The organism is Ruegeria sp. N8, assembly GCF_056531325.1.
The window spans coordinates 39,007-55,474 of sequence record NZ_JBQFLQ010000014.1 but is presented as its reverse complement, the minus strand read 5'-3'; the positions used below and the strand labels follow the sequence as shown (position 1 = coordinate 55,474).

Sequence of the window (16,468 nt, the reverse complement as noted above, 5' to 3'; positions counted from 1 at the left end):
TTGGGATGGGACAGAACCCGCAAACCTATCTGAAGCCCGGCGACAAGATGGAGTTGGGGATCGAAGGACTGGGCGTGCAACGGCAGGATGTTGTTCAGGGCTAACCCTGGCACCAAATCACTTACCAATGGACCCCAGATCGCATCAGCAGTCTGGGGTTTTATTTTAATGGCTGCATCAACCGAATGTCAGGTCAGCTTGGGTGCGCAAAATACCCATTCGCTAAGGCCTTGGAAATCTCGCCTCCAGTTTGTACTTTGGATACAAAATGCACTGCCCGAGATGAACACAATGCCAAGCACCCGCGCGATCCCACGGCAAAGCCTGCCAGATGTCATTACCAATGACTTGCGCGAGCGAATCCTCAGCGGCGAGATGGCCGAGGGTGAGACCATCCGCCAAGAAGCGCTGGCCGAGGACTATGATGTCTCGCGTATGCCGATCCGCGAGGCGCTCAAGCGGTTGGATGCCGAAGGGCTGGTACAATTGACCAACAATCGCGGCGCTGCCGTGACCACGCACTCGCTGGACGAAATCGCCGAGATATTCGACCTACGCGTGTTGCTCGAAGTTGACCTGTTCAGCCGCGCGATCCCACTTATGACCGAAGCCGATTTCGCCATATGCGAAAGGTTGCTGGATGAGATGGAGAAATCCTACGAAGCCTACGATGTCGGGCGCTGGGGGGGTCTGAACTATGAATATCATAAGGCGCTTTATGCAGCGGCAGGGCGCGGGCTTACCAATGACATTCTGCAACGGGTCAATGTGCAATCGGATCGCTATGTCCGTATGCATCTAAGCGTCATGGAACAGCGCGAACCCGCCAAGCGTGATCATGGCGAGTTGCTGGCCCTTGCCCGCGCGCGCGATGTGGAAGCTGGGTGCGATCTGCTAACCCGGCACATCCAACGCACCAAAGACCAGTTGCTGGCCATGGTCACGGCAACGCGAAACCCCGAAGACTAGGGTCAGTCCAGCGGATGCAGACAGGCCACGCGATGGGCTTCGCCTGACAGATCGGGCGGGGCTGCGCGGCATTCATCTGTTGCGAGCCAACATCTTTGCGCAAATGCGCAGCCTTTGGGGATGTTCATGGGTGAGGGCAACTCGCCCTCCAGCTTGATCCGTTCCTTGCGCGCCTCAGGGTCCGCGCGCGGCGTGGTCGATAACAGCGCCTTGGAATAGGGATGACGGGGGGCGGCGAACAGTTGGTCTTTCGTGGCGTGCTCGACCGCGCGGCCCAGATACATAACGATCACATCATCGGCGAAGTGTTTAACTACCGACAGGTCATGCGAGATGAAAAGATAGGCCAGGTTCAGACGCTCTTGCAATTCGACCAGCAGGTTCAGGATTTGCGACTGTATCGACACGTCCAAGGCCGAGACCGGCTCGTCCAGCACCAGCACTTTGGGGTTCAGCATCAGCGCGCGTGCAATTGCGATCCGCTGACGTTGACCGCCCGAGAACATGTGCGGATAGCGGTCATAGTGTTCCGACCGCAGCCCGACCAGATCAATCATCTCGCGCGCCCGTGCTTCGCGGTCGGCGGCAGACATGTCAGGGCGGTTGATGATCAGAGGCTCCTGCAGAATTTGCCCAATCCGCTGGCGTGGGTTCAATGAGCCATAGGGGTCCTGAAACACGATCTGCACCGTATCGCGCATCTGCGCCCATTTCGACGGCGTGATATCGACCCCGTCAATGGACAACGTGCCCGAGGTCGGCTCTTCGATCATCGTAACGACGCGCGCCAGAGTGGACTTGCCACAGCCCGACTCGCCGACGATCGCCAGTGTCTTGCCCGGTTGCAGCGCGAAGTCGACGCCGGACAGGGCTTTGACCGTAGCCGATTTCGACAACAACCCGCCCTTGACCTCATAGTGTCGCGCCAGCGCGTTTGCCTGAACGATAGGAGCTGTCATGCCATTTCTCCGGCTGCAATTCTTTCGACATGGTGACACCGCGCCTTGCCGAACAAATCGCTATGCGGTGTGGGCGGGATGGCCTGACAGGTGCCATCGGCGAACTGACAGCGTGGGCTGAACAGACAGCCTTTGGGGCGGTCGAACTGCCCCGGCACCACACCCGGAATCGTCGGCAACATTTTAGAGGTCGCCCGTTCCGGCAGCGCGCTGAGCAGCGCCGAGGTATAGGGGTGGCGCGGGGTGCGGAACAGGTCTTTGACCGGTTGTTCCTCGACCTTCTGACCGGCATATTGTACCTGCACCCGTTCGGCGGTTTCGGCCACAACGCCCATATCGTGAGTGATCAAAACCAGACCCATCCCCTGTTCATCGCGCAGCCGCACCAGCAGATCGAGAATTTGCGCCTGAATGGTGACGTCCAGCGCTGTTGTCGGCTCATCAGCGATCAGTAGCTTGGGGTTGCAGGCAATCGCCATGGCGATCATGACCCGCTGGTTCATACCGCCTGACATCTGGTGCGGAAAGGTATTCAACCGGCTTTCCGGCGCGGGAATGCCGACCTGATCAAACAGCTCGATCGCGCGTTGGTGACGATCCTTGCGGTTCAGGCCCAGATGGATACGCAGCGCTTCTTTGATCTGGAAGCCCACAGTAAAACAGGGGTTCAGCGACGACATCGGCTCCTGAAAGATCATGGCGATGTCCTTGCCGATGATCTTGCGCCGGTCGCGAGCCGAAATTTTGGTCAGGTCGATGCCTTCGAAACTCAGCTGGTCGGCGTTGATTGTAGCGGTCCAAGGCAACAGCCCCATCAGCGCCAGCATCGACACGGATTTGCCCGAGCCGCTTTCGCCGACGATGGCCATCAGCTCGCCCCGGTCGACAGAGAGGTCCACCCCGTCCACGGCACGGAACTTGCCCGAGGCGGTAGCGAATTCGACAGTGAGGTTTCGGATATCCAACAAACTCATATCGTCAGCTCCGCTTCAGTTTCGGATCCAGCGCGTCGCGCAGGCCGTCGCCCATCAGGTTGATCGCCAGCACCGTGACCAGAATGGCAAGGCCGGGGAAGGTGACGACCCACCAGGCGCGCAGAATGAACTCACGCGCCTCGGCCAGCATGGTGCCCCATTCCGGCGTAGGAGGCTGCGCGCCCATCCCCAGAAATCCAAGCGCGGCGGCGTCCAGAATGGCGGTCGAGAAAGACAATGCCGCCTGCACTATGATCGGGGCCAGACAGTTGGGCAGCACAGTCTTGAACATCAGCCGCGCCTTGCCCGCGCCCGCCACACGGGCCGAGGTCACATAGTCTTTCTGCCGCTCAGACAGAACCGAGGCTCGGGTCAGGCGCACGTAATGCGGCTGAAAAACGATGGCGATGGCGATCATCGCATTGGTCAGCGACGGCCCAAGAATAGCCACCAGCACCAGCGCCAACAGCAGCGAGGGGAAGGACAGGATGATATCCATCACCCGCATGATCAGCGTATCGACCCATTTCGGCGCAAAGCCGGACAAAAGCCCGATGATCACGCCGCCCGTCACTGCCACACAGACCACAACGATGCCCACAAAGAAAGAATAGCGTGATCCCATGATCAGCCGCGACAGCATATCCCGCCCCAACGGATCGGTGCCCAGCGGAAAGGCCCAGCTGCCGCCCTCTTGCCACGCGGGGGGTTGCAGGATGTGGTCGCGGAACTGCTCGGTCGGGTCGTAGGGCGCCAGCAAAGGCGCAAGGGCCGCGCATATCACGAAGGCCACGAACACATACAACCCGATCACCGCGCCGCGGTTTTCGCTGAAATAGAACCAGAATTCGCGCAGGGCGCTTGGGCGGTCCTCGGTCTTGGGGGTGGTTGCGGAAAGCTCGGCCATCACCGCCTCCGGATTTTGGGGTTGATGATGCCGTAAAGGACATCGACCAGCAGGTTCACCAGCATCACGATCACAGCGATCATCAGCAGCCCGCCCTGCACCACCGGGTAGTCGCGGCGGAAAATACTGTCGACCATCCACTTGCCGATTCCCGGCCAGCTAAAGATTGTCTCGGTCAGGATCGCACCGGCCAGCAGCGTGCCGACCGACAGGCCGATCACTGTTATCACCGGGATCAGAGCGTTGCGCAGCGCATGCAGCCCGTTGATCCGCGTGGGTGAAAGGCCCTTGGCGCGGGCGGTGCGAATGTAATCCTCGCCCAAAACTTCCAACATGGCCGAGCGAGTCTGGCGCGCGATCACCGCCAGCGGGATGGTGCCCAGTACGATGGTCGGCAGGATCAAGTGACGCACGGCTGACGTAAACGCCCCCTCCTGCCCCGACAGCAAGCTGTCGATCAGCATGAACCCGGTCACGTTGGGGAAGTAGTACAACAGGTCGATCCGCCCCGACACAGGCGTCCAACCCAGATTGCCCGAGAATACGATGATCAGCAGCAGGGCCCACCAGAAGATCGGCATCGAATAGCCAACCAAAGCCGAGGACATCAGCGCGCGATCAAAGAACTTGCCTCGGTTCACGGCTGCAATCACACCCGCAGGTAAGCCCAGAGCCACCGCAAAGATCATTGCGCAGATCGACAGTTCCAGCGTGGCGGGGAACAGGGCAAAGAACTCATCCCAGACCGGTTTCTTAGTGACAAAGCTTTCGCCCAAGTCGCCATGCATAACGCCGACCAGATAGTCCCAGTATTGCTGCAGCACCGGTTTGTCAAAGCCCAGCTTGACCACCATCTCTTGATAGCGTTCTTCAGTCATACCGCGTTCTCCGGCCATGACGATGATGGGATCGCCGGGCAGCACCCGGATGAACATGAAGGAAATCAGCGTCACGCCCAGAAATGTCGGAACGAACATTCCAAGGCGCGAAAGGAAGTAGCCAAACATCAGCGACCTATGATTGTGAGATCTTTGGGAAAGTGGGTCAGTGACCGGCAGCCATCCTGCGTCACCAGAACATCATCTTCGATCCGAACACCAAAATTTCCAAGGTCATAAAGCCCCGGCTCATTGGTCCAGACCATGCCCGGCAGGATGGCCTGATGGTTTCCACGCATGATATAGGGCGCTTCATGTACGTCGCGGCCCAGCCCGTGCCCGGTCTTGGTGCGGATACGGTCAGCATAGGGCGATGCCTCAAGTACTCGGGTGACGGCATCGTCGATGTCATGCGCCGTAGCACCGGGGCGGCAGGCGTTGAACCCTTCGAGGTTGGCACGCAGGACGGTGTCGTAGACATCCCTGCCCTCGTCTGAAACTTCGGCCACAAAGAAAGTGCGGGTGATATCGGCGGCAAAGCCGTGTTTGCGCGCGCCAAAATCGAACAACAACGCGTCGCCGGGTTTGATCTGATAGTCCGCACGCGCCTTGCCATGCGGTTGGGCCGAATTGTCACCAGCCGCCACAATCGGCGCGAACGCCAATGAGGCCGCACCCTCGGCGAACAGTGCCTGAATCAGCGCCTGTTCGATCTGTTTTTCCGTCTGTCCGACGCGCACATCGGCTATCACACGCTCCAGCGCGCGTTCCGAGATATCAATTGCCGCTTGCAGTGCCGCGATATCGTCATCGGTCTTTATGATCCGCAAGCCCGAGATTTCGCGTTCGGCATCCACAATGCGCAGATCGGGCAGCGCGTTGGTGAAAGCCTTCGACACAAAGACCCGCATCACTTGCCCTTCGACGGCCAGCGATGTCAGCGGCATGTGCGCGGCCAAAGCGGCAAAAGCGCTGTCATAGCCCGCCTGGTCCATCCAATCGAACACGGCACCGTCAAAGCCGACCAGCGCCCAGGTGCCAAGCTCCAGATTGGGGACAATCGCGGCGGGACTACCTCGGGCCGGGATAACGACCACAAAGGGTCGCTCGTGGCTCATGAAGGGTTTCCCCAACGCGCGGGTGAAATTGGGACCGGGCACGAGGGCCACGGCATCGACTGACATGTCCTTTGCCAGTTGACGGTACTCGGACAAATCCGGCATGGGGGCCGACCTCCAAAAAAGAAAACCGGAGCCGCCATACGGGCGGCTCCGATCCGTGAGTGATGATTTATTCGACGCTGACGCCGTAGAAGATGTGACCGCCCAGCGGGTGGACTTTGTAGCCCTGCACTTCGTTGCGCATCGGCATGTAAACGACTGAGTGTGCGATGGTGGCCCAGGGGGCTTGCTCTTTGAAGATGACCTGCGCCTCTTCATACAGCTTGGTGCGCTCGGCCTGATCAGTGGTCTGCTTGGCCTTCAGGATCAGATCTTCGAAGGGCTCGTGGCACCATTGCGCACGGTTCGAGGCTTCGCGGCCGTCGCAACCCAGCAGCACGGCCAGGAAGTTGTCTGGATCGCCGTTGTCACCGGTCCAACCCAGCAGAACAGCACCGTCGCGGTTCAGTTCTTTAGAGCGTGACAGGTACTCACCCCATTCATAGGAGACGATCTCGACATCCACGCCGACCTTGGCGAAATCTGCCTGGATCAGCTCGGCCATGCGGCGGGCGTTCGGGTTATAGGGGCGTTGAACCGGCATCGCCCAGACTTTCATCGACAGATCGCTGACGCCTTCGGCTTCCAGCATCGCCTTGGCCGCTTCGGGATCATAGGCATCGTCGGTGATGGCCTCGTTATAACCCCACATGGTCGGCGGAATCGGGTTCTTGGCCGCTTGCCCCGAGCCCTGGAACACCACATCGATGATCGCCTGCTTGTCGATCGCCATGTTCAGCGCTTTGCGCACCTTCGGGTTGTCGAACGGCTCCATCGTGGTGTTGTAAGCCAGATAACCCACGTTCAGGCCTTCTTGCTCCATCATGTTGATGTCAGCGTCATCCTGCATCGCCTGAATGTCGGCGGGGTTCGGATAAGGCATGATGTGGCATTCACCCGCCTTCAGCTTTTGATAACGGACCGACGCATCAGGCGTAATCGCAAAGATCAGATTGCTCACATCCGCCGGTGCTTTCCAGTAATCAGCGTTCTGCGCATAGCGGATCACGGCGTCTTTCTGATAGGCCACGAATGAGAACGGGCCGGTGCCGATAGGCGCGGTGTTCAGCTTTTCAGGTGTGCCCGCTTCCATCATCGCATCGGCATATTCAGCCGACAGGATCGAGGCAAAGTCCATCGCCATGTTTGCGACAAAAGGCGCCTCGGGTTTGGACAGCGTGAATTTCACCGTGTAGTCGTCGATCTTTTCTATGGACTCGACCAGATCGGGCATACCCATGCCCTGGAAATATTCCCACGTACCGCCAGACACCTGATTATATGGGTGGCCTTCATCCTTCTGGCGCATGAACGAGAAGATCACGTCATCGGCGTTGAAGTCGCGGCTTGGGGTGAATTCGTCATTCGAGTGGAATTTGACGCCCTGACGCAGCTTGAACGTATATTCCAGACCGTCATCGCTGGCCTCGACGCTTTCGGCCAAGCCTGGGATCACATTGGTGGTGCCGGTCTCAAATTCCAGCAAGCGGTTGTAGATCGGGTGCGAGGACGCATCAAAGGTGGTGCCAGCGGTGAACAGCGCCGGGTCAAAACCTTCGGGCGAGCCTTCCGAGCAATAGACCAACGTATTTGCCTGTGCCGCAGCGCTCGACAACGCAATCGCTGCGGTTGCGGCCAAAAACTTAAGTTTCATGAGTTTCTCCCAGAAAATGTTGTTTGTTTGATTTTCGCTTGGCGCTTTTTTACCAGAACACCCTTTGGCGACTCTGGCCGCTGCGAAATCACTGCCCAATGTATCCAAAATACAAAATCCATTGTCAACAAAGTTAACGATTCCGCGAGCGTCGGCGCACGCAAAGGCGGTCACCCGTTGTGGACGACCTGCACATGCTTCCAGCTATGACGGGAATCAAATGCGCCGACTTTGATGCAGCGCAAGTTTCAGAGGTTCGGCAATCACATCTTGAAAGTCGGCGTGACACCCACCGGAGGTTGCTCTTGGATGAAGCCTCCGATCCGGTCCAACAATGGCCGCCTCGGACACCCCGGGCGAGTTGCCGCGCCAAGATCGCGCAGGTTTCCCGGCGCGTCAAAGGGGATAAAGCACAACGGCCAGCGATCCCGCTTGAACTGTTCAGCGGCCAGGGCCGAAACGATTGTGCAATCGTCCGAATGGCAAATGTGCCGGCAAATGGTTTCGAACCGAAGCGCACTCAGATCAAACCGTTTACTGGCGCGATTGGCCGGGTCGATCTTGGGCAGCCGATCTTCCAGTTCATAGCCGAAACTGTGTGGCAGGCGGATGAAATCATGGCGCGGGACGTCTTCGGGCGAAATAGACGGCAAGGTGCACAACGGATGCCCTTCGCGCACGGCAAGAAACAGAGGTTCCGACCAGATTGAGGTGAATTCGAGCGTCTCGGTGTTGTTGACCTTAGCCACCAAAGCAAGATCCAACGTGTGATCTTCGATCATCCGCAACATGTTATGTGGCAGGTCTTCAATCATTGTTACGCGCATGTTCGGGAACAGCGCATTGAACAGGTCGGAAAAATACTGCGTCAGGTACGGGGCCAGTGTTGGCGTCATCCCGATATTATAAGGAACCGCTTCGGGATCGCGGAACTGGGTCGCCGTATCGCGGATTTTCTGCGCATCGGTCAAAACACGCTCGGCAATGCGCAGAACCTGCAAACCGCAGGCCGTCGGACGAACCTGATTGTTGAGGCGCAAGAACAGTTCGGCCCCTAATTCCTGCTCAAGCTTTTTGACCTGGTTGGATAGCGCTGGTTGCGAAACATTGCAGGCTGCTGCGGCCTGACTGAACTGACCGTGTTTGGCGATGGCCAGAACATATTCCAAATCTCTGAAATTCATGATTGCAAACTATCAACTTGAGTCGCGCCCCATTTGGGCCGTCCATTTCATACCCCAATGCCGACCGTCTTGCATGAAAACACGGTCACGTCTGGTCACATGAGCGTCAACGATTGGCATGGCATAGATCATCGACGTGATCGGGATTTTTGTAACCCTTTGATTTTTCATCCAACCACGCTGTGAATTCACACGAATTTCGTGAGTATTTGCGTTTGTTATACCCCCAATTCGAAGGATGAATTTTAGCTGACGGGCGCGGCTGGCTACCCCTTTGCTACGTGGAACGCCCAAAGCAGCGGGCGACCTACAGAACGCAACAATTCTTGACGGAGTATCCCATGCTGTCCCAACTTCTGAGCAGCCTTCGCGCTCGTCTCTTGACCTCGTCTACCCTGGCGCAAGAGACCTCTCGTGATGGTCAGACTCTAATTAACAACTTCGCGCAAAGCACCGTGGTTGATGACACCCCGGCTTTTGTACTGGCAAACGACTTTTCGCGCCTGCTGAACTTTGGTGAAATCATCACCAACAACGCAGTTGCCGCTGTTCAAGCCCAAGGCCAGGACGTCGACATCTTCAACTTCGCCACCGGCCGTATCGAAGCCAACAACGGCCCTGACGCGCTGGCAACCGGTGTTCAGGTCACAGGCAGCGCCTCAATCCGCAACTTTGGCGAGATCGTGGGCGAATTCAACGGCGTGCAATTTGCTGGCGCCGAAAGCTCGGGCAGCCTCGACAACTTTGCAGGCGGCGTGATCAGCTCGGACAGCCGGGCTGTGGACATTCAGGGCCAGGGAATCGACGTTCGCAACTTTGGTGACATCATCGGCACCGGCGATCAGCGCAACGGCACCATCTACACCAACTCGACCGCCGAGGACGTCTCGATCTCGAACTTCACGGGCGGCACCGTTGACGCAGGTGAAGGCAACCAGGGCGCAGGTGTATCGCTGCAGGTGGGTGACGAGGTCGGCGATCGTGTCGAAACCGACATCTTCAACGGCTTTGGCGCAACCATTCAGGGTCGCGGTCAGGCAGCATCGAACACATCGCTGGCCGGCGACGGCATTCGCGTCGACAACGGCGCCGAGGGCACCATCCTGGAAACCGAAATCGTCAACAGCGGCCTGATTACGTCGGAAAGCACCCAAGGCACTGCCGGTGGTATCCGCATCGCCGACGGCGCCAACACCGAAGGCGAAATCCTGAACACCTCGACCGGGGTGATCGAAGGTGCCGCGAACGGTCTGTATATCGGCCAGGGTGAACATGATCTTGACGTTCTGAACTTTGGCACCATCCAATCCGACAGCCGCGCCGTAAACATCGATGGCACAGGGGTTAACTTGATCAACGGTGGCGACATTCTGGGCACCGACGATCAGCGCAACGGCACCGTCTATGCCGATGGCACCGCCGATGATTTCTCGGTCAACAACCTCGTAACCGGGACCATCGACGCGGGCGAGCACAACCAAGGCTCGGGCTTTGGTGTTGAAATCGGTGACGCACCAGACGGCGTGACCTCGTTCACGCTGGACAATGCCGGTACGATCCAGGGCCGCGGCAACGCCGCAGCGGGCACAAACGCAGCCGGTGACGGCGTGCGGATCGGCAATGTCGGCAACATCGGCACCACCGATGCGGTCATCAACAACACCGGCACCATCGACTCGGAAGGCGCAAACGGTACCGTTGCTGGCGTACGCTTCGTAAACGGCGTTTCGTTCCAGGGTGAGTTCAACAACTCGGGCGATATCTCGGGCGTGCAGAACGGTGTCTATTTCGGCAACCCGGTCAACGGTGAGGGCGCAAATCACACCGGTGGTGTGTTCAACAACCTGGAAGGCGGGACCATCTCGTCCGACAGCCGCGCGTTCAACATTGATGGCATCGGTCTGGAAGTGAACAACGCCGGTGACATCCTTGGCACCGACAATCAGCGCAACGGCACAGTCTATGCCGATGGCACCGCGCAGGACTTTACCTTCAACAACCTCTCGACCGGTGTGGTCGATGCGGGCGAAGGCAATGAAGGTTCGGGCTTTGGCGCTGAGATTGCAGGCGAGAACAGCTTTGAGCTGAACAACGAAGGCACCATCCAGGGTCGCGGCAACGCGGCGGCAGGCACCAACGGCGCCGGAGACGGCATCCGTATTGGCAATGTCGGCAACACGGGCACGTTCTCGGGCACCATCACCAACTCGGGCACCGTTGCATCCGAAGGTGCAAACGGCACCGTCGGTGCGTTCCGTGCGGTGAACAACGTCAACTTCCAAGGTCAGTTGATCAACGAAGAAGGCGGTCTGTTCGAAGGCGGCCAGAACGGTGTGTACTTTGGCACCGGCGATCACACAGGCGGCTCGTTCATCAACCGTGGCACCGTGACATCGGACAGCCGTGCGGTGAATATCGACGGGATCGGTCTGGATGTTGTCAACGAAGGCGAAATCCTGGGCACTGGCGATCAGCGCAACGGCACCGTCTATGCCGATGGCACTGCTGACAACTACAGCTTCACCAACTCGGGTCTGGTCGATGCAGGCGAAGGCAACAACGGTTCCGCCGTTTCGCTGCAAACCGGCGACGAGTCGGGGGACATCGTGTCCGCAGCAGTCATCAACGAAGGTACGCTGCAAGGTCGTGGAGATGCGCTGGAAGGCAACCAGGTCGGTGACGGTCTGCGCCTGTTCACCAGCCAGGACGACGCCTCTTTCGCGGGTGTTGTGGTCAACGAAGGCCTGATCGCCGGTTCCGAGGACTCGGACGCCGCAGCAGGTATCCGCGTTGATGGCGGCCTGAACCTGGTTGGCGCGATCCTGAACGAAGGCGAAATCCGCGGCACGGTCAATGCGATCGACGCATCGGATGCAGGCTTCGTGACCATCGTCAACGACGACGAAGGCGTGATCAACGGCAACGTTCTGCTGAGCGACGGCGACGACATCTTTGTCGACCTGGGCACCACCAACGGTGATATCTCGGGCGGCGCAGGAGATGACGTTCTGATCGCAGGCGACGCAGACAACGTCATCACCGGCGGTCTGGGCAATGACTTCATCGACGGTGGCGAAGGCATCGACACAGCCGATTTCTCGGATCTGGATGTCGCGGTCGAAGTCAGCCTGGATGCAAACGGCAATGGCACTGCCACACGTGACACAGGCTTTAACGTCACCATCACCGACGCGGTTGTTGCAGCACCGGATCAGTTCGGATCGTCCATCACCAACGGCGCCGAGTTCGTGGAGCAGGCAGTCCAGGGCAACCTGTACTACAACATCCACACATCGGACTTCCCGGCTGGTGAAATTCGCGGGCAACTGCTGGTTGACAGCGACGTGACCGAGAATGGCATCCGTACTGTCACGCTGAGCGGTGGTCTGGACGCCTCGCAGGAGCCTGGTCCTACATCCGACAGCGAAGCGACCGGTCAGGCGACCCTCGTCGTCACTCAAAACCTGGAAACCGGTGAAGTCACCTATTCCAGCGAGTTGAGCGTGACGGGCCTGAACGAAGCTGATCTGTTGACGCCGATCCCGGGTGTTGTCTCGGCTGTGCACTTGCACAATGCACCTGCTGGTCAGAACGGCCCGGTCGTGCAGGACACGCTGGTAGATGCTGGTGCAACGCTGGATACCGAAGCCACTGGTGGCACAGGTGTCATCGGCGAGGACGTCATCGACAACCAGATCGAAGTGGACATCCTGCGCTCGATCGAGCGGGTTGTCGGCTCGGATGACAGCGACACGATCGACGTCTCCAGCTTTGACGGTGTAACCGTTGATCTGGACCTCAGCGGTCCTTCGCCGAACCCTGCTGGCAGCGGTGATGAAGGTCCGCAGGACGGTGCCATCATCCAGAATGGCCAGATCGTCGCCGAAGTTGATGACTTCGAAAACGTTGTAGGCTCGGACGGGGATGACCTGATCCTTGGCAACAACGAGTTCAACATCCTCGACGGTGGTGCCGGCAATGACGCGATCCATTCCTTCGGAGGTGCCGACGTGATCATCGGCGGCGAAGGGATCGACACCGCGCTGTTCACTGCAGGGCCGGGCGTTGTTCTGGATCTGGATGAAGAAGGCAACGGCGTTGCACAGGTCAATGCACCCGATGGAGCAATCCTGGATCAGGTGTTTGGGTTCGAAAACATCAACGGCTCGAACAACGCTGGCAGCCCGAATGGTGGCAACGACATCCTGTCGGGCAACTCGGGGTCCAACACCCTGAACGGTCAGGCCGGTGACGATGTGCTGAACGGTGAGGGTGGCGATGACATCCTGATCGGTGGCGCAGGCAACGACACCTTCGTCTTCGAAGGCAACTTCGGCAATGACGTCATTCAGGACTTCGAAGTCGGTCTGGACCAGCTCCAGTTCGGCGAATTCGGACCCGACTTCGACGGCAGTGTCAGCCTTGCACAAGATGGCGACGACGCGGTCATCACCTTCGGCAGTGAAGGGTCCGTCCGCCTCGCCGGTGTCAACAGCACCGACCTGAACGACGACGACTTTGTCGCGTAACTGACCAACTGCGGGGCGGCCTTGGGTCGCCCCGTTCTTCAAACCGGAAAGGGTCAAAGAAATGTTCAAGCAAGCCAATCCCGTCAAAATTGCCTGGGGGTCACTGCGCAAGGGTTTTGTTGCGGTCGCCTTCTTCAGCCTGTTTCTGAACCTGCTTATGCTGGCCGGGCCGCTTTACATGCTACAGGTCTATGACCGTGTTCTGACCAGCCAGAACGTCGACACACTGATCGCTCTGTCCGTTCTTCTGGTTGGTGTTTTCATTGTAATCGCCTGCCTTGACCTGATGCGGATGCGCATCCTGGGCCGTCTGGCCGCCCGGTTCGAGCTGACCGTGGGTGCCCCCGTCCTCAGCGCTGCGATGCGCCGCCGGGTGCAGGGCGAAAGCGACGCCGGCGAGCATCTGGTCGAGGATGTCAACGGCTTCCGCGAGTTCATCTCGGGCACGACCCTGATCGCCTTTTTCGACGCCCCTTGGATCCCGATCTATTTGATGGTGCTGTATGTTCTGCACCCACTGCTGGGCCTGCTGGGTCTGGTCGGCGCGCTGACCTTGACCATCATGGCATTGATCAACAACTCGCGCGCCCGCGGCCCGATGGAGCAAGCCTCGCAGGCGCGTGGACGTTCTGACGCGCTGTTCAACACCAGCGACAAGAACGCCGAACTTGTGCATGCGCTGGGAATGAAGTCAGACCTGATGCGCCGTTGGACTGCCTTGCAAGCCGATGCGCACCAGTACAAGACGCGCGCCTCGGACCGTGTGGCCAGCTTCTCGGTACTGTCCAAAACAATCCGTATGGGCCTGCAATCAGCCATACTGGGTCTGGGTGCCGCACTGGCCATCACCGGGGAATCCACCGCCGGTGTGATGATCGCTGCAACCATCGTTCTGGCCCGCGCTTTGTCGCCTATCGACCAGTTGATCGGCCAGTGGCGCACCTTCCTGGCCGCGCGCGGTTCCTATGCCAAGATCAAGAAACTGACCGAGGATTATGCGGAAGCGCCGACCAATCTGAACCTGCCACGCGCATTCAAATCTCTGGACGTCAAAATCGCGCAGGCTGGTCCGCCGCGTGCGATGAACGCCACGGTCCGCGGTATCGATTTCAGCCTGCAACCGGGTGACGTGCTGGCTGTGATCGGACATAGCGGATCAGGGAAGACCACGCTGGGCAAGATGCTAGCCGGGATCTGGTTCCCGCAGCGCGGCGAGGTTCTGCTGGATGGAAGCCCGTTATCGAAATGGAACAACGAAGACCTCGGCAAACAGATCGGCTATCTGCCGCAGGATGTCGAGCTGTTCGACGGAACGATCCGCGAAAACATCGGCCGCTTCTCGATCGCCATCGACGACGCCGAAGTTCTGCGTGCCGCCCGCGAGGCCGGTGTGCACGAGCTGATAAGCTCGCTGCCCGACGGCTATGAAACGCGCATCGGCAAGGGCTTTTTCCTGTCGGGTGGTCAACGCCAGCGTCTGGCCCTGGCCCGCGCGCTCTATGGTGATCCGTTCGTTCTGGTTCTGGACGAACCGAACTCGGACTTGGATGCCGAAGGCGAACAGGCTCTGCGTGACGCTATTCTGGCCGCGCAAGCCCGCCGAGCGATCTCGATCGTGATGACGCACCGTCCGGCCACCCTGCAAGCGGCCAACAAGGTCATGGTGCTGCGCGACGGTAACCAGACCCAATTCGGCGACAAAGACGACGTGCTGAAGGTTAACCGGCGCAACGTTCTTGATACCCCCAATCAACCCGGCGCTGCGACCCCGTCGCCACGCCCTGCAAATGAAATTCAGATCAGCGGAGCAGCCCAATGACAAACTTGGTTCCCCACTCCCAATCCTACGGTGCAGTTGCCTTTCACGAGGCGCAGCTGAAGGAAATCAACGACACCACATCAAATATCGGACGCTATATCCTGTTCGGCGTCTTCACCCTGATGGCCTTTGTCGGCGGCAGCGCCTATTGGGCTCTGGCCTCGAAACTGGACGGCGCAGTAGTTGCCCCTGCCTCGTTCGTGGTCGAAGGCGACCGCAAAACGGTCGAGCATCTGGATGGCGGCATCATTCACGCAATCCTCGTCACGGATGGCGAGTTTGTGCAGGCCGGGCAACCCCTCGTGCGGCTCGACAGCACCGAGATCGACGTCGATCTTAGCGTGCAGGGCAGCCAGTTGGGCGAGCTTTCAGTACGCCGCGCCCGTCTGCTGGCACAGATGAGCGGCCAAGGTCACTTTGACGAAGCTGCCGCATTTGCGGGTTTTCAGGAAGGCATGGAGCGCCTGCATTGGGTCTCGCCCTATCTGACGCAGAAACAACTCTTCGATGCCGAGGCCCGCGCCCGCAACACCGAAGCCCAAATCAACGCGCAGCGCGTGTCGGGTCTGCGTGCCCAGATCGCGGGCTTGAATGAGCAACGCCAAAGCACTCAAAACCAGATCGATATCACCAAAGGTGAGCTGACCAACCTGGAATCTTTGTTGGCCAAAGGTCTGGTTGCCATCACTCGCGTCAGCGCCCGCCGGATCGAGTTGGAGCGTCTTAATGGTGTCGATGCCTCGCTGCGCACGCAAATCGCGCAAGCCGAAAACCAGGTGCAGGAACTGGAATTGTCGCTGATCAGCCAGCAAAAACTGCGTGATGAGGTCATCGCCGGAGAACTGGCCGTAGTCGAAGCCCAGCTTGATCTGGTCCGTCCGCAATTTGCAGGAACGCTGGCCCGTCTGAACCGCACGCAGGTTCTGGCCCCGACCAGCGGCCGTGTGGTGAACCTGGCGGTATCAACGACCGGTGGTGTGATCCGACCCGGTGAGCCGATCATGGACATCGTGCCCGCCGATCAGGCCCTGATCGTCGAAGCCCGCGTCAAGACCGGTGACATCGACAAGCTGCATATCGGGCAAACCACGCGTATCCGCCTGTCCGCTTTCGCGCAGGCCGATGTCCCCGAAGCCAATGGTCAGATCTTCGACATTTCAGCCGACGCGCTGGAAGACGACCGCACAGGCGAGGCCTACTACAAGGCCCGCGTCAAGCTGGACGCAAACCAACCGCAGGCCGTCGCATCGCTGGATCTGGTGCCCGGAATGCCCGCCGACCTGTTTGTGAATACCGGCGAACGGGCAGTCTTTACCTACCTGTCGCAACCTATCAGCGACCGGTTGGCCAAAACGTTTATCGAGTGACCTGGGTA

11 protein-coding genes and 1 pseudogene are annotated in these 16,468 nt (G+C 59.0%); 5 read left to right on the top strand and 7 right to left on the bottom strand.

The genetic code is table 11. From position 1 onward, the window contains the following. Positions 1-104, top strand: a pseudogene (locus ACR0C5_RS18465) (2-hydroxyhepta-2,4-diene-1,7-dioate isomerase); the annotation flags it as partial. 187 nt (positions 105-291) lie between these two features. Further along, complete coding sequence (locus tag ACR0C5_RS18460) at positions 292-969, top strand: GntR family transcriptional regulator (protein ID WP_480878318.1); 678 nt, start codon at positions 292-294, stop codon at positions 967-969. Positions 970-971: 2 nt separating this feature from the next. Here ACR0C5_RS18460 and ACR0C5_RS18455 read toward each other — a convergent pair whose 3' ends face one another. The 7 genes from ACR0C5_RS18455 to ACR0C5_RS18425 all read right to left on the bottom strand — a co-directional run bounded on the left by ACR0C5_RS18455 (position 972) and on the right by ACR0C5_RS18425 (position 8,745). Continuing rightward, positions 972-1,928 carry an ABC transporter ATP-binding protein gene (locus ACR0C5_RS18455; protein ID WP_480878316.1) on the bottom strand — a complete coding sequence of 319 codons (957 nt, stop codon included), beginning with the start codon at positions 1,926-1,928 and terminating at the stop codon, positions 972-974. Then, positions 1,925-2,902 carry an ABC transporter ATP-binding protein gene (locus ACR0C5_RS18450; protein WP_480878314.1) on the bottom strand — a complete coding sequence of 326 codons (978 nt, stop codon included), beginning with the start codon at positions 2,900-2,902 and terminating at the stop codon, positions 1,925-1,927. Before ACR0C5_RS18450 ends, ACR0C5_RS18455 begins: the two co-directional genes overlap by 4 nt. 4 nt (positions 2,903-2,906) lie before the next feature. After that, positions 2,907-3,809, bottom strand: coding sequence for an ABC transporter permease subunit (locus tag ACR0C5_RS18445; RefSeq protein ID WP_480878312.1), 903 nt, complete (start codon positions 3,807-3,809; stop codon positions 2,907-2,909). Continuing rightward, positions 3,809-4,816, bottom strand: coding sequence for an ABC transporter permease subunit (locus ACR0C5_RS18440; protein ID WP_480878310.1), 1,008 nt, complete (start codon positions 4,814-4,816; stop codon positions 3,809-3,811). The genes ACR0C5_RS18445 and ACR0C5_RS18440 overlap by 1 nt, the downstream gene beginning before the upstream one ends. After that, positions 4,816-5,910 (bottom strand): M24 family metallopeptidase, encoded by a 1,095-nt coding sequence (locus ACR0C5_RS18435; protein ID WP_480878308.1) that lies wholly within the window; start codon positions 5,908-5,910, stop codon positions 4,816-4,818. Before ACR0C5_RS18435 ends, ACR0C5_RS18440 begins: the two co-directional genes overlap by 1 nt. Before the next feature lie 67 nt (positions 5,911-5,977). Next, complete coding sequence (locus tag ACR0C5_RS18430) at positions 5,978-7,561, bottom strand: ABC transporter substrate-binding protein (RefSeq protein WP_170789829.1); 1,584 nt, start codon at positions 7,559-7,561, stop codon at positions 5,978-5,980. Between the two features lie 263 nt (positions 7,562-7,824). Further along, a complete protein-coding gene (locus ACR0C5_RS18425; protein WP_480878306.1) occupies positions 7,825-8,745 on the bottom strand; it encodes a LysR family transcriptional regulator in 921 nt (306 codons plus the stop codon). A gap of 341 nt (positions 8,746-9,086) precedes the next feature. Between ACR0C5_RS18425 and ACR0C5_RS18420 the strand changes: the two genes are divergently transcribed. The 3 genes from ACR0C5_RS18420 (at position 9,087) to ACR0C5_RS18410 (ending at position 16,460) form a co-directional block, all read left to right on the top strand. Then, positions 9,087-13,274 (top strand): beta strand repeat-containing protein, encoded by a 4,188-nt coding sequence (locus ACR0C5_RS18420; protein WP_480878304.1) that lies wholly within the window; start codon positions 9,087-9,089, stop codon positions 13,272-13,274. Between the two features lie 61 nt (positions 13,275-13,335). Next, complete coding sequence (locus ACR0C5_RS18415) at positions 13,336-15,093, top strand: type I secretion system permease/ATPase (RefSeq protein WP_480505894.1); 1,758 nt, start codon at positions 13,336-13,338, stop codon at positions 15,091-15,093. Then, positions 15,090-16,460: an HlyD family type I secretion periplasmic adaptor subunit gene (locus ACR0C5_RS18410; protein ID WP_480878302.1), complete on the top strand. Its 1,371-nt coding sequence runs from the start codon at positions 15,090-15,092 to the stop codon at positions 16,458-16,460. Before ACR0C5_RS18415 ends, ACR0C5_RS18410 begins: the two co-directional genes overlap by 4 nt. Positions 16,461-16,468 lie beyond the last annotated feature (8 nt).

What these genes read in the sequence shown, in the direction of transcription:
- ACR0C5_RS18455 (WP_480878316.1), bottom strand. Translation starts at nt 1,928, where the DNA reads ATGACAGCTCCTATCGTTCAGGCAAACGCGCTGGCGCGACACTATGAG.
- ACR0C5_RS18460 (WP_480878318.1), top strand. Translation starts at nt 292, where the DNA reads ATGCCAAGCACCCGCGCGATCCCACGGCAAAGCCTGCCAGATGTCATT.
- ACR0C5_RS18410 (WP_480878302.1), top strand. Translation starts at nt 15,090, where the DNA reads ATGACAAACTTGGTTCCCCACTCCCAATCCTACGGTGCAGTTGCCTTT.
- ACR0C5_RS18425 (WP_480878306.1), bottom strand. Translation starts at nt 8,745, where the DNA reads ATGAATTTCAGAGATTTGGAATATGTTCTGGCCATCGCCAAACACGGT.
- ACR0C5_RS18435 (WP_480878308.1), bottom strand. Translation starts at nt 5,910, where the DNA reads ATGCCGGATTTGTCCGAGTACCGTCAACTGGCAAAGGACATGTCAGTC.
- ACR0C5_RS18430 (WP_170789829.1), bottom strand. Translation starts at nt 7,561, where the DNA reads ATGAAACTTAAGTTTTTGGCCGCAACCGCAGCGATTGCGTTGTCGAGC.
- ACR0C5_RS18450 (WP_480878314.1), bottom strand. Translation starts at nt 2,902, where the DNA reads ATGAGTTTGTTGGATATCCGAAACCTCACTGTCGAATTCGCTACCGCC.
- ACR0C5_RS18440 (WP_480878310.1), bottom strand. Translation starts at nt 4,816, where the DNA reads ATGTTTGGCTACTTCCTTTCGCGCCTTGGAATGTTCGTTCCGACATTT.
- ACR0C5_RS18420 (WP_480878304.1), top strand. Translation starts at nt 9,087, where the DNA reads ATGCTGTCCCAACTTCTGAGCAGCCTTCGCGCTCGTCTCTTGACCTCG.
- ACR0C5_RS18415 (WP_480505894.1), top strand. Translation starts at nt 13,336, where the DNA reads ATGTTCAAGCAAGCCAATCCCGTCAAAATTGCCTGGGGGTCACTGCGC.
- ACR0C5_RS18445 (WP_480878312.1), bottom strand. Translation starts at nt 3,809, where the DNA reads ATGGCCGAGCTTTCCGCAACCACCCCCAAGACCGAGGACCGCCCAAGC.